Source organism: Paenibacillus sp. 10L310, from assembly GCF_056395745.1.
The window spans coordinates 40,639-56,553 of sequence record NZ_JBFTKC010000006.1 but is presented as its reverse complement, the minus strand read 5'-3'; the positions used below and the strand labels follow the sequence as shown (position 1 = coordinate 56,553).

Below are 15,915 nucleotides of genomic sequence, written 5' to 3'. Positions count from 1 at the left end.
TCGTCGCTATCCGCGTTAATCCACAGTTGACATAACTGGCGTATAGTCGATGGATACTCACACTTATACTCAACCAGCAAAGGATGAACGCTTATATGGGGATTCACACATACTTCAGGTCACTGAATGATCTTGAACGTATTATTCGTACACCTGGCAAATTCAAATTCGAAGAACACAGCGTATCCGCCCATTCCTGGAAAGTCGTACAGTACGCCAAAACGCTCGCAGATATTGAGGAGCAACATGGAACCACCATCGATTGGAAGAAGTTATACGAAATTACGAGCAGTCATGATTATGGCGAAATCTTCATCGGTGATATCAAAACACCCGTCAAACATTATTCACTGGAGCTTCGTTCAATGCTGCAAAAGGTGGAAGAAGGCATGGTTGAACATTTTATTAATGAAAATATTCCTGAAGAGTTCCAGCCTATTTTCCGCAGACAGCTGCGTGAGGGCAAAGACCAATCGGTTGAAGGACTGATTCTCGAAGTCGCAGACAAAATGGATCAAGTATATGAAGCCTTTGCTGAGCTCCAACGTGGCAATACGGAGAAAGAATTTATCGTTATGTACCGTTATGCCTTGGTCAAAATCAAAAATATCGACCTCCACTGTGTGCAGTATTTCCTGGAACAGATTCTCCCCGACATGATCGAAGAAGGTATCCGCTCCCCGTTTGATATTCGCAAAATAACCGAAGAAGCTCTGGCCCAGTAATCAGCTCAAGTCAACATGGTGCTCATCATCCATGGACAGGGCTTTTTTTCGTTCCTGCAATTGCAGTCGGTACTCGCTAGGGTACATACCCGTTTTGTTTTTGAAAATCCGGCTGAAATAGTGGGAATCACTATACCCTACCGCTCCACCAATGGTCTTGATATCCATATTCTCGTGCGTAACGAGCATGCGCTTCGCTTCATTAATCCGCAGACCTGTCATATATTTTAGCGGAGTCTCACCCGTTACTTTCTTAAAACACTTTCCCAGATAGTCCACACTAAAATGCATCTGTCCCGCCATGTCCTGGAGTGTAATCTCATGCATGTAATTCTGCTTCAAATACAACTTAACGGCCTCTGCGATATCCTCCGGCTTCACCTGTTCATCCAGCACGGCACTGACATGGGAAAGCGAATCCACAGCGCTCCCAAGCTTCAATTCCATCGCATCCAGCAGTGTACGAAGCTGTTCTTCCGATAATGGTTTGAGCAGATAATCCTCCACCTTGTAACTGATCGCCTGCCGTGCATATTCGAATTCATGATAACCACTCAGAATGACAATTTTCACATGCGGATAGGCAAAATACAGATATTTGGCGAGTTCCAATCCATTCATTACCGGCATCTGTATATCCGTTACAACCAGATCAGGGACGGAATGTTCAATGAGCTGTAACGCTTCCTGACCGTTCCGCGCCTCACCAATCACCTCGAACCGGGTGTCCAACTCTCTGAATTTGCGTGAGACATTCCGGCGAATCAGGGCTTCATCTTCCACAATAATCGTTCTATATTTGATTGTCATGGGTTCAGTCATGCTCCTTTCGAATGGAACCACCTATTGTAATCTGGACACCGCCGGAAGGCTTGTTTGTAATCTGCATGCGGGCTGCCGTGCCATACCATAATTTCAATCGGACCCATATATTCTTGAGTCCCATGCCGTTGATTTTGAGATCAGGCATACGCTCCCACTCCTGTGACTGTTCGATGTAATGCATGATCTTGGCAAGTGCTTCGGGTTCCATGCCAGGCCCGTTGTCTTCCACATGGATCTGCCAGGTCTGCTGTACCGCATCCATAGCTCCAGTAATATTCAGTTTCCATGGCGGGGTATCACCCAGTCCATATTTCATGGCATTTTCGAGTAGTGGTTGTACCATCAGCATCGGAACCTGGATATACTTCATCTCTTCCGGAATATGAAACTCGTAGTGTAGATCATCCTCAAACCTAATCTTCATACACTCCAGATATCGCTCACAATAATCCAATTCTTGAGACAGGGGAACCCCATTCTTTCCCGGAGTAGAAATATAGCGCAGCATAGACGCAATATTGGCGCAGAACGCGACAATCTGCTCATTCATGCCCTCTTCCGCCATGATGCTAATATTAGTAATGTTGTTATAGAGAAAATGCGGGTTCATCTGGGATTGCAGCGCCAGTAATCTCGCTTCTGTCTCCTGAGATTTCATCGCCAGCCTGTCCTGAAACGATTGCACAAGCTGTTGATTCAGCCGGATAAACGTATCATTCAGCTCATCCATCTCCCGAATAGAACCCGGATGCTCCAGCTTGAACAAATGCGCCGAATCCTGACCCGATACCAGATCATTCACACCCGTTTTCTGAATAATGCGCTGCAAACGATGTAGCGGCAATGTAACCCGTTTGGAGATCAGATACGAGAGAACCAGAATCAGCATGAGAGTAGCTAACGTGGCACCGATAAACATCACAGCCATCCGGTTGAGACTCGCGAAAAGGGACTGTTTGGACTGCATGACAATAACGGTCCATCCCGTCTCCTGTGACGTCATGTACGTCATCATTTGTTTAGACTGACTCAAAGGATCGGTAATCTCCTGCATCGTATCAGGCGGAAATGAAAGATTTTGAATCAAGTCCACATCATCAAAATGGCCTACTTGAGAAGCATCGGCATCCGAAGAAAGTGGAAACAACCTTGTATTTTGTTCATCCACTACATAGATCCGAAGATCGTCGTTATTTGTCTGCAATTCATTCAAATGCTGAAACAGGGTTCCGGCATCCTGCAAAATCTCAACGACGCCCTGGCTGACATAATTGCCATCTTTGTATACACGGGTAAGCGAAATGTAGGGTTGATCTGATTTTCCCTCACCGGTCGGCATGGGCAAGGCTCCGCCCTCTAACAATTGGATCACTCGCCAGCCACTCCGCTCCCAGGTTTCCTTGTACCACGGTCGCTGAGTCAGGTCTACCGACAGTTGACCGTTGAATGCACCCGCTCCCAGCATCTTGCCATTCACATCATAGATATTGGCCTGTTTGGCTGTATTGGAGCTGCTGATGATCGCGAGAATGACATCAATTAGTGTGGTTGTATCCTTGTACAATGCCGGATCACTCGTCATTGTCTGCTCACTGCCTTCTGCTGGTGCCAAGTAGTGACTGAAGTGTTCTTTGACCAGATTGGAGTACACGATATTCATGGAAAAGTTGTTCATTTTCACCACTTCCTGATCCAAGTTACTGACGATGGATACCCCCAGTTGTCTCTGCTGTTCTTCACTTCGATGACGAATGTCACTTGCGAGAAAAACATACAGAAGCCCCGCCACAATCAGCGAAAAGATAATAAATACCGCAGAGTAATAGGCAAACAGACTTTGCTGAAGCGTTCCAAATCGATATCGCAATTCCCACACACCTCGTCCTATGATGATATCTGTCACACCATTCGAAAATGTCCACCCAACAGAACGCTTTTGTCTATTGAGCACATCCGCTGTTCACAGTAAAGTTATCCACATAAGAATACGCTTACATTAAGCGTTTCGGCAAGTGACAATTTTCTTTATATTCCGGGAGGTTCAATGATGAGAAAACGATTTCTATTTTCGCTTGCAAGTGTGCTCCTGCTCTCCACTCTGCTGCTTGCCGGGTGCAACTCAGGTAAAAGTACGGAAGGTTCGGGTAAGGTGACTCTCACGTTTGGAACAAGTCAATCCGGTATTCCGCGTACAGGCATCATGCAGACGATGGCCAAGGAATATGAGCAGGAGACGGGTGTCAAAATTGACTTCCAGGTCGTACCTGACGCACAGTGGCGTGACCTGATCAAGGTGAAGCTCGCTTCTGGCGAAGCACCTGATATTTTTAATGTCGATGTGGACCCACTGAGCATGCCGGCTAACGTAAGACCGGAGGAGAATGCCATTGACCTGACCAATGAGGAATTCACAGGTCGGATGTCTGAAGAGATTTTGCCAACTGTCAGTCATAATGACAAGGTGTACGGGGTTTCTTTTGCACCAACGAAAATCTGGTATGTGTACTATAACAAACGTATCTTCCAAGAGCTCGGCATAGAGCCTCCTACATCCTATGCGGAATTCAAGGCCATCAGCCAGAAAATTAAGGATAAAGACATCATTCCGTTCTATCAAGCACCTGCCAGCGGGTGGTATCAGGTTCTGCCTTTGTTCGAAACGGGACCTAACTATGAGCAAACAACAGCGGGAACCTACGAGAAATTAAACAACAATGAGATGAAAGTCGCAGATATGACGCAACTCAAGACGGTCATTGAACAGTTGAAAGAATTTGCGGATCTCGGTTATTTCGGCAAAGACTTCTTGTCCAATACGGTAGAAGCGGGCATTGAAGCGTTTGGTCAGGAGAAAGCAGCGATGTTGCTGCGGGTTCCAGGGACGGAAAAGGAAGTGTCCGAAGCGTATCCGGAAATGGAAGACAATATGGGATTCTTCATCATGCCATGGGGAGATAATCAGACGATTGGTGTGAACCCGGGCGGATCGGCTGCGATGTTTGGTAACAAAAACAGTAAACATCCCGAAGAAGTGCTGAAATTCTTCCGCTGGATTACAGAGCATGATCATCTGCAACGTGTGTTCGATGAAGGTGAAGGTAATCTAACGATCTGCTGGCCGGAAATCGAACCAAAGCTGACACAGGACTATATTGATTATGAGAAAAATCATGAAAAAGGTACGGTTATGCAGGCCGCTGTAAAATACATTGATCCACAATGGATGGATATTGGCAAGGACTTATCAGGTATGTTCGCCGGAGCCATGACACCGGATCAGATTCTGCAAAATATTGATAAACGCCGGGCTGAACAAGCCAAAGTGTTGAAGGATGAAGCGTGGCAATAATAGCGCATATTTCAGATAAATATAAACGCTGAACAGCGTTACATGCAGCGGGCATTTGCCCGCTTGTGTATTTTAGCAGGAAGGAAAGGTGTTACCGGTTATGAATGCAAACAAAATCTATCCCTGGTATTTCTCATCTGGAGCGATTGTATTATATCTGCTGTTCATCGTTGCTCCCGCCCTGCTGGGCATCTATTATTCCTTCACCGACTGGAACAGTTATAGTTCGGAGAAGAACTTTATCGGTCTTGAGCATTTCCGCACCATTCTGGCGGGTGATCCGACCTATCTTCTTTTTATCAAAAACACAGTCCTCTTCACCCTCGTTACATCCATCGCCAAGACGGTTCTCGGCTTGTTTCTGGCCCTGCTGCTGGTCAGCGGTGTTAAGGCCGCCAATCTGCACCGGATGATCATCTTCTCCCCACAGGTGCTATCATTCCTGATTGTTGGACTTGTGTTCAAAAGTCTGCTCGATCCCAACAACGGGTTCGTTAACGTAACCCTACGTTCTATGGGACTAGACGTTCTCGCCCAGAACTGGCTGGGCTCCCTGACTTGGGCCATGCCATCCATCATGGCAGTGGACACGTGGAAAGGCATGGGATACATCATGGTGCTGTTCATCGCCGGACTGCTCGCTATACCCCGCGATTATTACGAAGCAGCATCCATTGATGGCGCCGGATTCGGGCAGAAGCTGTTCCGGATCACCATTCCGATGCTGATGCCTACCATTACCATCGCCACGGTACTCAATATTACATATGGGCTGAGAGTTTTCGATGCCGTATACGTGTTAACCAATGGTGGCCCCGGTAACGCAACAGATGTCATTAACACGGCGGTCTATTCCTCTTTTGCCAAAGGATATTGGGGACTCGGAAGTGCACTATCCACCATCCTGTTTGTCATCATGGCAATCATCTCCTTTTTCATCATTCGTTTGATGAACCGAAAGGTGGAATACTGACATGCGATTGAGAAAAAGATTAGCTTCGATCGGGTTAAATGTACTCGCCTGGCTGCTTAGCCTAGTGGTCCTGATTCCTTTTGTCGTCATTGTACTGAATTCATTCAAGTCCGACGCCGAGGCCAAAGTGCTAAAATTGACGCTGCCCGAGAAGTTTATTTTCGAAAATTACAAAATTGTCTATGAACAGGGACATTTGGGAGGTTCCTTTTTCAACAGTCTGCTGCATTCCGGAGCTTCTTCTCTACTATTGGTGTTTGTTGTGGCCTTCTCTGCCTTCACTTTATCTCGTAACCATTCGAGGCTCAGCAAGTTTCTGTACTTCTTCCTGATTCTTGGTATCACCCTACCGCTTAACTACATTCCGCTGATGGAAGTCATGAAGTCCATGGGTATGATCAATTCACATGTCGGCATGATTCTGCTCTACACGGCTATGGGGATTCCAATCTCGCTGTTCATTACGTATGCGTTTGTGTCTAACATCCCGAAGGAGCTGGATGAAGCCGCGATCATGGACGGATGTAATGGGATCAAGCTGTTTCTGAGAATCATTGTACCTTTGTTAACCTCGGTGCTGGTAACGGTATTTGTTCTTAATTTCCTGAGTGTCTGGAATGAGTTTACTGCCCCACTCTATATGCTGAATACAGTGGAGATGTGGCCGATGACGCTGGCTGTATATAACTTCTTTGGACAATTCAGTGCCCAGTGGAATCTGGTCAGTGCCGATATCGTGCTCACGTCATTGCCTGTGTTAATTGTGTTCCTCATTGGGCAAAAGTATATTGTAGGAGGACTAACTTCTGGGGCGGTTAAAGGGTAAGCTCCACCGACAATCCAAATACACAAACACTCTTGTCTAAGTACATCTTCTGACTCCTCAGCACAAAAAAGCCCTTGTCTGCTCATCGTGTGAATAACTTCTTCGTACAGAAGAAGTATCACACGTTGCTGCGGACAAGGGCTTACGCTGTTGGATTCGAATTAATCGTGCGCCAACCCGCCAACATCGGATGGAGCCGCTATATTTGGGCTCTGCTCCAGAGATTTGATCATTTTCAAACGGGATGTGATTATTGCGATCAGAATAACAAACAGACCCGCGATGATAAACAGAAAGGCAATACCTCTGCCTGGCCCAGTTCCAATAATTTGACCAACAGACGAAGCCAGTGCTCCCCCCTCCATCAGTAACGGATTAAACACATGGTCGGCCAGAAAACCAGCCAAACTGTACGCGATAATAAACCCGAGTTGTGACAGAATACCAATGATTCCCCATACCCTGCCCTGCTTATCGTTGGCGATATTGTTTCGCACCAGCACATCTGCGCTCATATTGACAAACGGCAGCGAAGACAGGAACAGAAAACCTGCGAAGATAATAAAATAAATGTTGGTGGATATGCCCAGAAGCGAAAAGGACAAACCGCACAGAATCAGACCCATCACAAGCACACTTGCATATCTCTTTGTTATTGTAAATATGCCGATGCACAAGCTGCTAATCAGCATGCCGATGGCGCTAACAGACTGAAACGTTCCAAGTGTCTTTGCATCCGTGAATGACAGAAGCATCGGACCAATGAGTGTCTCCAGAAATCCCAGATAAAAGGTGACAAGTGAAATAATCACCACCAGCAACAGTACTCCCTTGTTGTATACAACTTCTCTCCAGCCCTCTTGAATATCGGTGATCCAGTTTTTCCCTTCTCGATCCTCTCGCTCCACCTTCATGCTCTTCCGAATAACCAGCACAGCCAGAATGGCAACCAGGAATGTCAGAATATTAATGACCAGAATGACTTCAATGGTTGTTATACTAAGCAGAATGCCCGCAATGATGGGTGAAAACAGAAACTTCGAGGATTCAGCCAGTTGTACAAGACCGCTTCCTTTTGAAAATTGATCCTTATCCAGCAGGTCCGTAGCAGAGGCCTTATATGCCGGGCTCTGCAACGCGGAAAACACGGAACTAAAGGCCACTCCCACATAGATATGCCATAATTGGATATCACCTGTAAGCATAATGGACAGAATGAAAATCAAACCGGCTGCCGACCCCAGGTCGCCGATAATCATCATCGTTCGACGGTCGAATCGGTCTGCCAGTACCCCTCCAATAGGTCGAAGCAGGATATTCGGCAGAAACGTGAATAAGGTAATCAATGCAACACTTGTTGCCGTATTCGTTTTTTCGAAGGCATACACCCCCAAGGAGAAGGCTGTAAGTCCAATCCCAATCATGGAGATGAGCTGACCGAACCATACGACCAGAAACTTTTTAAATGATTTTTGAACGGTATGTTCCATGGATGATACTCCTTTCTCGGCTAACCTTGATTCGGAAAATAAAGACGAGTGACGTAGGCGAAGCTTCCTTGTTCTGCTCCCAGCACACGTTCCATAATATGTGTGAATGCTTCAACCTTTTTTTGGAGTTCTTCCTCCTCCCATTGAAAGATGCCTCGATCCAGCAAAAATTGTGACGATACGAGCAGGAATTCGATGGATTCCTTTGGGTTAGGTGTATGAAATACCCCCTCCTGAATGCCCTGCTCTACCACCTCGGCCAAGATGGGACTTAATCGAATTACCGTCTCAACAAGACTCTTTTGGTGCATCTCCACATTATGAACACTGTGCAATTGCTCGATGAGATCATGTTTTCTGCCGTCAGGCTGATTCTGCGCCATCATGATGCGAAAAATTTTGTCATGGGCATTCAGTTTGGGATCGGACACCACGTGCCTGGCCGATGCCTCCCCGCTCAGAATAAAACGCATGACGATGGCGTTCATGACCTCTTCCTTGGACTGAAAATAATAATAAAATGTACCCTTGGCAATGTTGCACGCCTGAAGGATATCCATGACCGTAGCTTTGGTATATCCCTTTGTTATGAACAGAATCTCGGCGGCATCCAAAATCTCGTTCCTGCGTTCTTCCGGGTTTTTTATCAGTCTCATATCCTGGCCTCCGATACGTTCGACCGACTGTCGGTCTATTGTAGTCATGGAGTTCTTTTTTTAGAACCCCATTTCAGTCAACCATTGCGCCAAATGGCTTTCCCTTGTTTTCAGATCCTGACGCTCTCTTGCATATTTTCCAATATTTCTGTCTGCAACCAGCTTACCGTCCATCATAAACAGTACACGTTCCGATCTGGCAGCGACTTTCACATCATGGGTCACCAGCAGAATGGTTGTACCGGTTGCATTAATATCGCCCAGAATATCCATGATTTCATACGTTGATTTGGAATTCAGCGCCCCCGTTGGTTCATCGCCGAATAAAATATCTGGATTATTGATCAGCGCACGGCAGATGGCAATCCGTTGAAGCTGTCCGCCTGAGGCTTGGGTGATGTTATGCCCAGCAAGCTCATCAATCCCCATTTTTTTCATTAATGACATTGCCCGTGTATTAATCGTTTCTCTGCTGCTATTCTTGGCCAGATACGCGGAAAGTACGATATTGTCTAATAGATTCAGATTCTTGAGCAGATGAATATTTTGAAAGATGAATCCCATCTTGGTCAAACGTAGACTTGCCAGATCCCTCTCCTCAAATGCCGATATTTTTTTTCCATTAAAATAGACACTTCCAGCACTAATCTGATCCATACCACTTATGTTGTACAGTAAGGTAGATTTGCCTGAGCCAGATGGCCCCATGATGGAAACAAATTCTCCCTTTTTTAATTGAAGGTTGATATCTTTTAAGATGTTATGTTCTTCATTCTCGCCGATCGCTACGGATTTATTCACGTCTTTAGCCTCAAGTATAGTTGTCATCGTTGATCCTCCCTATTCGACAATCATTTTGGATATGCTCGTTTCCTTGATCGATTGGATACTAATCCATGCTGTCAGTACAATCGTGCCTGCAAGTAACAATGGACACAAAATATATGCTTGTAACGGGTTAACAACAAAGACAATATTGGAAGCACCAAACGTCGACATAATGGCACTAACCAGCAACGGACCCAACGTATTGGACAATATCGTTCCAGTAACAACCCCTAAGATTAATATGACAAGTGACATCACGACATACTTGAACTTTATTTTAGACAAGGCAAACCCAAGGCTTCTTAGTACAGCAATGTCGTTGTTGTCCTTGGCTACTAACATCTGAAGGAACAGTGCTGTAATTAAAATAGATATGAAGACACCGATGACCAAGGCCAGCATCGTCACCATTTTCAATTGTTGGATGGTTCCGCCTAACGTCTGATCCAGATAACCTTGAAGATCGGTTACTTTGGCTGGCGAGAACGCCGCCTCATATTCAGCAATTTTGGTAGCCATGTCCCCGCGATTATTCAGATCCAAACTGACCACGTACCACAACACACTATCCTTGTTGTAGGGTAATAAGGCCTTCGCCGTTTTCCCACCATTCGTAACGTCCTGGTATATTCCGCTGACCGTCATCATCTGGTCCTTGCCATTAACCAGCAAGGTAAGTTGCTCACCAGTCTTCAGGCGCAGCTCGCTACTGTTGGCATCAGATAACGCAATTTCATTCTCGGTTGTTGGCGCATTACCGCTAACATAAGACAATGGGAAAATACTGAAATCTCCAGTTTCTACACTCAGATTGTCGTAACTTCCTTCCGCATTTTTAATCTTGAACTGGCTTGTTACCAATGGGGAATACGTTTTGATGTCTTTATCATTTTGGATCTGGGCAACCAGATTGTCATAACGCTGCTCCACATCGTCTGTGTGCCTCAAGTCAATGCGAATATCACTTTGTCCAACACCCATATAAGAGATAAAACTTGGCGCCTGCAAAGTGTTCAGGAAGTTGACCGGCACAATCATGATAAATGAACTGACTACAAAGACGAACAACAATAATCGGAACATCTTGATTCGCTGTATGACTTCCTTCAGACCAAGAAAGACAGGTACGGAAGACCAGCGATTGCGGGACAAACTAAGCCGGTTTCGAATGATCTGTGTATCTCCCAGGCTCCCGGTACGGAGAGCATCCACCGCGGAGATGGAACGAAAACGCCGCAGTACCGTTCGACAAAACAGAACAACCATGGCAAATATTATTCCAGCGGCTAATAACGGAATCGCGAAATGCAACAGGGTTGCAGGTGCTTTTCCCATATACAACATGATGTTGGAAACAAATAATCTGTTAACGCCAAGTGATGCAATGTAACCAAGCACGGATGCAAATCCCGCCATAAATACATACTTCATCAAATACAGTCTCTTAATATCCTTCTCTGCGATTCCAATCGCTTTCATGACACTAATCTCACGATAATCCTCTTCGATGGTCGCAAGCATCGTGAATCGGATGCAAAGCATCGCAATCAGAATCAGCACAAGACTGACCAGAATAATAACGGCTGCAATAACTCCGTCGGTCATCGCATTCAGTACCTGGAACAGCCCATAGGTTACGACTGGACCCGCGTTGGGAAGTCCGGCATTTTGGTAAGCCTGGGTAAATTCACTTGTCAGTCCGGGATCCGTCAACCGGAATTCGATGAGATACTCCATCTCTCCGATGCTCTGCTTCAGTTCCTGCAAATTCCCTGCACTCACGATAAAACGTTTGGAGTGCACAACCGATGGATTCATCTGAGCATCACGGACAAAATCAACGATGGTGTAAGAACGCTCAAATTGACCATTATCGATCCGAATCTGGTCGCCCACGCTCAATTTTTTTTGCTGCATGTAATATACCGGAACCGCGATCTCGCCATCGTTCACCTGAATAATCTCACTGTCCAGATTCAACAAATAGTCGAAACCCTGATTCTGTGTAACAAAGTCAATGTCCATAACGCTGTTCTTTTCGGACTCTGCTCCGAGAAACAGATTAGAGCCGTCAATGTTAACCATTTCCACAATCTGATGCTGCTGGACCATGGCATTTTCTTCAGCCCATGTGTTCACTTTGGCCTGGTCGATCTCTCCGGCATGCATTTGCACAAAGTGTGGTGTTTTGGATTCAGAAAATAGATATTGGATGGAACTCGTCAGTTCCATAATCATTCGTGACCCCGAAGATACCAGCAAGGCGGCCAGCAGTACAAAAATAAATAACGCAGCCGTAATCCCTTTTTTTCTCGTTATATCGTTTCTCAGCATTCGTAGCAGCATAAACGAACATGGCTCCTCTCATCTACAAGTTGTTCCTATTTATCTGGAGTCATAAAGCTTGTCAGACAATGCGCCACCGTTGAAGGTTGATGCATCATGAACATGTGAGCACCCTCTTTGATGGTTTGAAGCTTCATGGATGTGCCAAAATATCGGCCCCATCTCAACGCTGATTGAAGGGTAACAGTACGATCCCGTTCTCCCCACAGATACAATACCGGCAATGAGAGCGGCTCATATTCAAGCGTTGCTGCAGATTCCAGCATCCTGAAATCCGCCCGGATGACGGGCAGAAAATAATTCAATAATTCTTTTTCATGTATCAGTTCTTGCGGAAGAGCTTCATAGGAAAACAGATGATCAATCAGATTTTCGTCTGACATCTGATCATAATTCTGCATCCCGCATTCGTCAGGCGTGTTGCAGGCAGATAACACAAGCCGTAGCGTTTTAGCTACATCTGGACGTTCCTGACATAAGCGCTGCGCAACGAAGTAGGCTGTAATTCCTCCCAGACTATGTCCAAATAACAGACTGCCGGGCTGTATAACATCCAGCAGTTTGCTGGTATACAGTTCTACGAGTTGCTGCATATGCTCCAGGGGAGTTTCGGTGTTCAGACCATGACCCGGGGGCGTAAACGCCCAAATTTCCGTGTCAGGAAGGTACGGCACTAGGGGCTGAAAACTGTTGGAGTTGCCACCGAGATAAGGAAAACAGACCATTTGTCTGTTTCCCTCCCCCTTTTGTAGCTGCTCCAAATAGATCGGTTCCATCACTTATCCACCACCATAACCAGGCTTACTTTCTTTCCAGAACATATGCAGGGAATGTCTGAAGTGAAGTATCCACATTTTTACGCTTGAAAATGACATGTATGACAATAGCCGATATTGCAAAAAAGAAGAATTGCATAATTTGAACTTGCGGATTAAAGTAGTACAAATCAATTTGACTTCCTGTGGCTACAAGCCAGAATGCAAGCAGATAAAACAGAAGTGTACCTTTGGTTGCATTGAAGATATAACTTTGGAACACGATAAATGCCATAAGCTGAACAACGTAGTATATGTAAGTGGTTGAGGTGCCAAAAGAGGAAATCAAGTATCCCGGAAGCACCCATAATCCGAACAACAGGCCGGTAATCAGACCACTTGTTATATTATTTTTTAACTTCCCTTGCAAGAATGGAAGCAAAAATCCGATCCAGCCAAACAGCCCACCAATCAGCCCCGTCTCCTTGATCAGATTCACAATCCCCAACCAGATCATTTCAGGTACACTATATGTCAACTCAGGGACCGGTATGCCGAATAACAAGGAACCAAAGTGCATTGTTGATGCAAAGATGATGGAAATTCCAATAATGAGCGGTATCCAGAACAGGTCCTGTCTGCGCGGAACCAGCTTCATAAACATTCCTTTTAATGCTTCCTTTCCGCCCATCACATAACATGTAATTAATCCGGCAATGGAAGGTGAATACAGAGCAACGATCGCAAGTGGATGCATCAAGGTTAACTCACCTGTTATGGGTACAATAAAATCCGCAAAGAACATGAACAAACTTGCGATTCCATAACATGTGCCAAAGGAAATTCCCAAAAACAAATACATATATTTGTTGGACGGGCTGGTTGCCGGACTTGTGACTGGACGAATGGATGCCTGATTAGCTGTAATCATAGTGCCGCCTCCTTCTCAGTCAACTTTCTCTCAATAAGATCATGCAAACGGTTAATCGTGCAGAAATTAGCCAAATCCAGATCTTCATTTGCTATCTCAATCTGGAATCTACGCTCTACAAAGTCCACCAAACGCATCGCAAAGAGCGAATTGACGAACCGCTGCTCAAAATAATTGTCATTATCATTAATTTGAGTGTCCTCATGATCCATGGTGAGGTTGTTCCCGATAAACTCCCGAATTTCCTGACGATAATCCACTGCCCTTCCCCCTTGTTATTGATGTTGCCCCTCGGGCACTAAAACCTCAATGTAGTCTGGAAACTCTACAGCCTGCTGTAAATCATGATGAAACAGTACTCTTCCTTCCTGATCTGCAGATTGTTGCTTGAAACCGGCAAAGCGATAGCTGATATTCATCATTCGGTTCCTTCCGGTATCCCTGAAGTCCGCAAGCATCTGTTTGCCCTGCTTCTGAGCTTCACGCATGATATACGTTAGCAGTACACTCCCTGCTCCTCTGGACATCACTCTGCAAGACATCAGAAGCATGTTTAGCCGCCATACTTTCTGCTGCATGTGAATAAGTGCAAGCCCAATTTTGCCATACGTCCCGTATTTGTCTTCGAGTTCACACACCAATAACATATGGTCCTGCGAGGTCATCAGTTGATGCAGCTCCTCGTAACTGTAGGTAATTCCCGTTGCATTTAGTTGATTGGTGCGAACGGTAAGTTCCTCTGCACGTTGAAGATCATCCTCAGTAGCCTCGTAGATGGAAAATTTMATGCCGAGCGTAGCCAGAAATTGTTCTGAAGGTCCTTCATACTGTTCTTCAGCCTGTTTACGGAGCTTATCCGCCTGATACATCTGCCTTCTGCACGCAGAGTCGGCTGTAATGAATCGGGGCATCAGCCTTGGGTCATCAAGCATGGTTTCATATTGATCCGCATGAAGTACCTGGATGTCAGCATGTACACTTTGTACTTCTTCCAGTTCAAAAGGTTGATCATCCACAAACAAAATGGCATCCATGCCGATATTAATGTTCTGCTGAATCCGCTGAACAGAGACGGATTTTGCATCCCAATGGATTTCGGGATATAGAAAATATTCGGCGATGCCCAGTTCGTTTAGTTTCGCCCAAGCCAGCTCTGCATCATTTTTACTGGCAACAGAATGCAAAATACCTCGCTGGTCCAGTTTTTCAATCACCTCCTTTAAGCCCGGCTTCAGTTGCACATCTGCAGATTCAAGCAAAACTCCATCCCATATGGTGTGGTCCAGATCCCAAACGATACACTTGATATCCTTGATCTTTTCCATGGTCATGCCACCCTTCATCATTAGTAGGCATAGAATCCTTGACCCGTCTTCCGCCCCCACTGTCCTGCATCAACCATTTTCTGCAACATCGGACAGCATCGGAATTTGGGGTCCTGATAGCTGTCGTACAATACTTTCAATGAATGCACGACCGTATCCAGACCAATCAGATCCGCCGTCTCCAGCGGCCCCATCTGATAATTGAAGCCCTTCTTCATAATGGCGTCCACCTGCTCGGGTGTAGCGATTCCATCCTGTACAATGTACGCCGCTTCATTCATTAACAAGTGCGAGAGGCGATTAGAGACAAACCCGGGCAGATCCTCTATGACAACTGGACTTTTATCAAGAGTTTCCAAAAACGCTACCATCTCATGTTCCGTACCCTGTGTTGTATGATGTCCTTTGATCACCTCCACCATGGATTTAACAGGAACCGGATTCATCAGATGCACCCCAATGACTCGACCTGGGTCAGGCAAAAATGAAGCGAGCTTTGTCACGGAAATACAGCTTGTATTTAGCGCAAATAAAGCATCCGGACGAACCTTGTGGTATAGTCGTGCATAAACTTCCTTTTTCAACTCCAGGTTCTCGGTTACATTTTCAATAATGATACTTGCCTCTTCCACCCCTTCATTTTGTGTCTGGAACGAGATCCGTTCCATGATCTGATCCAGGGGCACCTGACCGTACCCTTGCTTCAGAAAGCAAGCTGAACGATATTCACGACGTATAACATCAGGGGCGTGTTCGATGACCGACGCCGAAATATCCTGCAAAATTACACGATAACCAGCCCTCGCGACATCCAGTGCTGTGGCGCATCCCATCACCCCTGCGCCAATGATTGCAATGAGTCGATTATGCATACCTAATCACCTCC

General features: G+C 45.7%; 15 protein-coding genes. 4 read left to right on the top strand and 11 right to left on the bottom strand.

Features of this window, described 5'->3' with window-relative positions; genetic code table 11:
• The first annotated feature begins 95 nt into the window (after positions 1–95).
• Positions 96–725 carry a YfbR-like 5'-deoxynucleotidase gene (locus tag AC1DE7_RS15620; RefSeq protein WP_074095934.1) on the top strand — a complete coding sequence of 210 codons (630 nt, stop codon included), beginning with the start codon at positions 96–98 and terminating at the stop codon, positions 723–725.
• On the opposite strand, the gene AC1DE7_RS15615 is transcribed toward AC1DE7_RS15620, so the two are convergent.
• Together AC1DE7_RS15615 and AC1DE7_RS15610 are read right to left on the bottom strand one after the other, a co-directional pair.
• Complete coding sequence (locus AC1DE7_RS15615) at positions 726–1,535, bottom strand: response regulator transcription factor (RefSeq protein ID WP_477534767.1); 810 nt, start codon at positions 1,533–1,535, stop codon at positions 726–728. It abuts the gene before it with no gap.
• Positions 1,536–1,539: 4 nt separating this feature from the next.
• Entirely contained in the window at positions 1,540–3,453 is a 1,914-nt protein-coding gene (locus AC1DE7_RS15610; protein ID WP_477534766.1) for a cache domain-containing sensor histidine kinase, read from the bottom strand.
• Positions 3,454–3,597: 144 nt separating this feature from the next.
• Between AC1DE7_RS15610 and AC1DE7_RS15605 the strand changes: the two genes are divergently transcribed.
• The 3 genes from AC1DE7_RS15605 (at position 3,598) to AC1DE7_RS15595 (ending at position 6,698) form a co-directional block, all read left to right on the top strand.
• Positions 3,598–4,899 carry an ABC transporter substrate-binding protein gene (locus AC1DE7_RS15605; protein ID WP_477534765.1) on the top strand — a complete coding sequence of 434 codons (1,302 nt, stop codon included), beginning with the start codon at positions 3,598–3,600 and terminating at the stop codon, positions 4,897–4,899.
• 100 nt (positions 4,900–4,999) lie between these two features.
• Positions 5,000–5,872, top strand: coding sequence for a carbohydrate ABC transporter permease (locus AC1DE7_RS15600; protein ID WP_017687164.1), 873 nt, complete (start codon positions 5,000–5,002; stop codon positions 5,870–5,872).
• Between the two features lies 1 nt (position 5,873).
• On the top strand, positions 5,874–6,698 hold the full coding sequence (locus AC1DE7_RS15595; protein ID WP_076214249.1) for a carbohydrate ABC transporter permease: 825 nt from the start codon (positions 5,874–5,876) through the stop codon (positions 6,696–6,698).
• 161 nt (positions 6,699–6,859) lie between these two features.
• On the opposite strand, the gene AC1DE7_RS15590 is transcribed toward AC1DE7_RS15595, so the two are convergent.
• Genes AC1DE7_RS15590 through AC1DE7_RS15550 form a run of 9 tightly spaced genes read right to left on the bottom strand, consistent with a single transcriptional unit; the run spans position 6,860 to position 15,901 of the window.
• Complete coding sequence (locus AC1DE7_RS15590) at positions 6,860–8,188, bottom strand: MFS transporter (protein WP_477534764.1); 1,329 nt, start codon at positions 8,186–8,188, stop codon at positions 6,860–6,862.
• A 20-nt stretch (positions 8,189–8,208) separates the two neighbouring features.
• Positions 8,209–8,844, bottom strand: coding sequence for a TetR/AcrR family transcriptional regulator (locus tag AC1DE7_RS15585; RefSeq protein ID WP_036615194.1), 636 nt, complete (start codon positions 8,842–8,844; stop codon positions 8,209–8,211).
• A 60-nt stretch (positions 8,845–8,904) separates the two neighbouring features.
• Positions 8,905–9,672, bottom strand: a complete 768-nt coding sequence (locus tag AC1DE7_RS15580; RefSeq protein ID WP_047843824.1) for an ABC transporter ATP-binding protein — start codon at positions 9,670–9,672, stop codon at positions 8,905–8,907.
• A 12-nt stretch (positions 9,673–9,684) separates the two neighbouring features.
• On the bottom strand, positions 9,685–12,018 hold the full coding sequence (locus AC1DE7_RS15575) for an ABC transporter permease (RefSeq protein WP_477534763.1): 2,334 nt from the start codon (positions 12,016–12,018) through the stop codon (positions 9,685–9,687).
• 35 nt (positions 12,019–12,053) lie between these two features.
• Positions 12,054–12,794: a thioesterase II family protein gene (locus AC1DE7_RS15570; RefSeq protein WP_047843826.1), complete on the bottom strand. Its 741-nt coding sequence runs from the start codon at positions 12,792–12,794 to the stop codon at positions 12,054–12,056.
• A 25-nt stretch (positions 12,795–12,819) separates the two neighbouring features.
• Entirely contained in the window at positions 12,820–13,704 is an 885-nt protein-coding gene (locus tag AC1DE7_RS15565) for a hypothetical protein (protein ID WP_017687157.1), read from the bottom strand.
• Positions 13,701–13,964 (bottom strand): acyl carrier protein, encoded by a 264-nt coding sequence (locus AC1DE7_RS15560; RefSeq protein WP_017687156.1) that lies wholly within the window; start codon positions 13,962–13,964, stop codon positions 13,701–13,703. Before AC1DE7_RS15560 ends, AC1DE7_RS15565 begins: the two co-directional genes overlap by 4 nt.
• 15 nt (positions 13,965–13,979) lie before the next feature.
• On the bottom strand, positions 13,980–15,029 hold the full coding sequence (locus AC1DE7_RS15555; RefSeq protein WP_477534762.1) for an HAD-IIIC family phosphatase: 1,050 nt from the start codon (positions 15,027–15,029) through the stop codon (positions 13,980–13,982).
• Positions 15,030–15,049: 20 nt separating this feature from the next.
• Positions 15,050–15,901, bottom strand: coding sequence for a 3-hydroxyacyl-CoA dehydrogenase family protein (locus AC1DE7_RS15550; protein WP_477534761.1), 852 nt, complete (start codon positions 15,899–15,901; stop codon positions 15,050–15,052).
• Between the last annotated feature and the right edge of the window lie 14 nt (positions 15,902–15,915).

Excerpts from the sequence above, each read along its gene's own strand:
- AC1DE7_RS15620 (WP_074095934.1), top strand. The coding sequence starts at position 96 with ATGGGGATTCACACATACTTCAGGTCACTGAATGATCTTGAACGTATT.
- AC1DE7_RS15615 (WP_477534767.1), bottom strand. The coding sequence starts at position 1,535 with ATGACAATCAAATATAGAACGATTATTGTGGAAGATGAAGCCCTGATT.
- AC1DE7_RS15605 (WP_477534765.1), top strand. The coding sequence starts at position 3,598 with ATGAGAAAACGATTTCTATTTTCGCTTGCAAGTGTGCTCCTGCTCTCC.
- AC1DE7_RS15600 (WP_017687164.1), top strand. The coding sequence starts at position 5,000 with ATGAATGCAAACAAAATCTATCCCTGGTATTTCTCATCTGGAGCGATT.
- AC1DE7_RS15595 (WP_076214249.1), top strand. The coding sequence starts at position 5,874 with ATGCGATTGAGAAAAAGATTAGCTTCGATCGGGTTAAATGTACTCGCC.
- AC1DE7_RS15590 (WP_477534764.1), bottom strand. The coding sequence starts at position 8,188 with ATGGAACATACCGTTCAAAAATCATTTAAAAAGTTTCTGGTCGTATGG.
- AC1DE7_RS15585 (WP_036615194.1), bottom strand. The coding sequence starts at position 8,844 with ATGAGACTGATAAAAAACCCGGAAGAACGCAGGAACGAGATTTTGGAT.
- AC1DE7_RS15580 (WP_047843824.1), bottom strand. The coding sequence starts at position 9,672 with ATGACAACTATACTTGAGGCTAAAGACGTGAATAAATCCGTAGCGATC.
- AC1DE7_RS15575 (WP_477534763.1), bottom strand. The coding sequence starts at position 12,018 with ATGCTGCTACGAATGCTGAGAAACGATATAACGAGAAAAAAAGGGATT.
- AC1DE7_RS15570 (WP_047843826.1), bottom strand. The coding sequence starts at position 12,794 with ATGGAACCGATCTATTTGGAGCAGCTACAAAAGGGGGAGGGAAACAGA.
- AC1DE7_RS15565 (WP_017687157.1), bottom strand. The coding sequence starts at position 13,704 with ATGATTACAGCTAATCAGGCATCCATTCGTCCAGTCACAAGTCCGGCA.
- AC1DE7_RS15550 (WP_477534761.1), bottom strand. The coding sequence starts at position 15,901 with ATGCATAATCGACTCATTGCAATCATTGGCGCAGGGGTGATGGGATGC.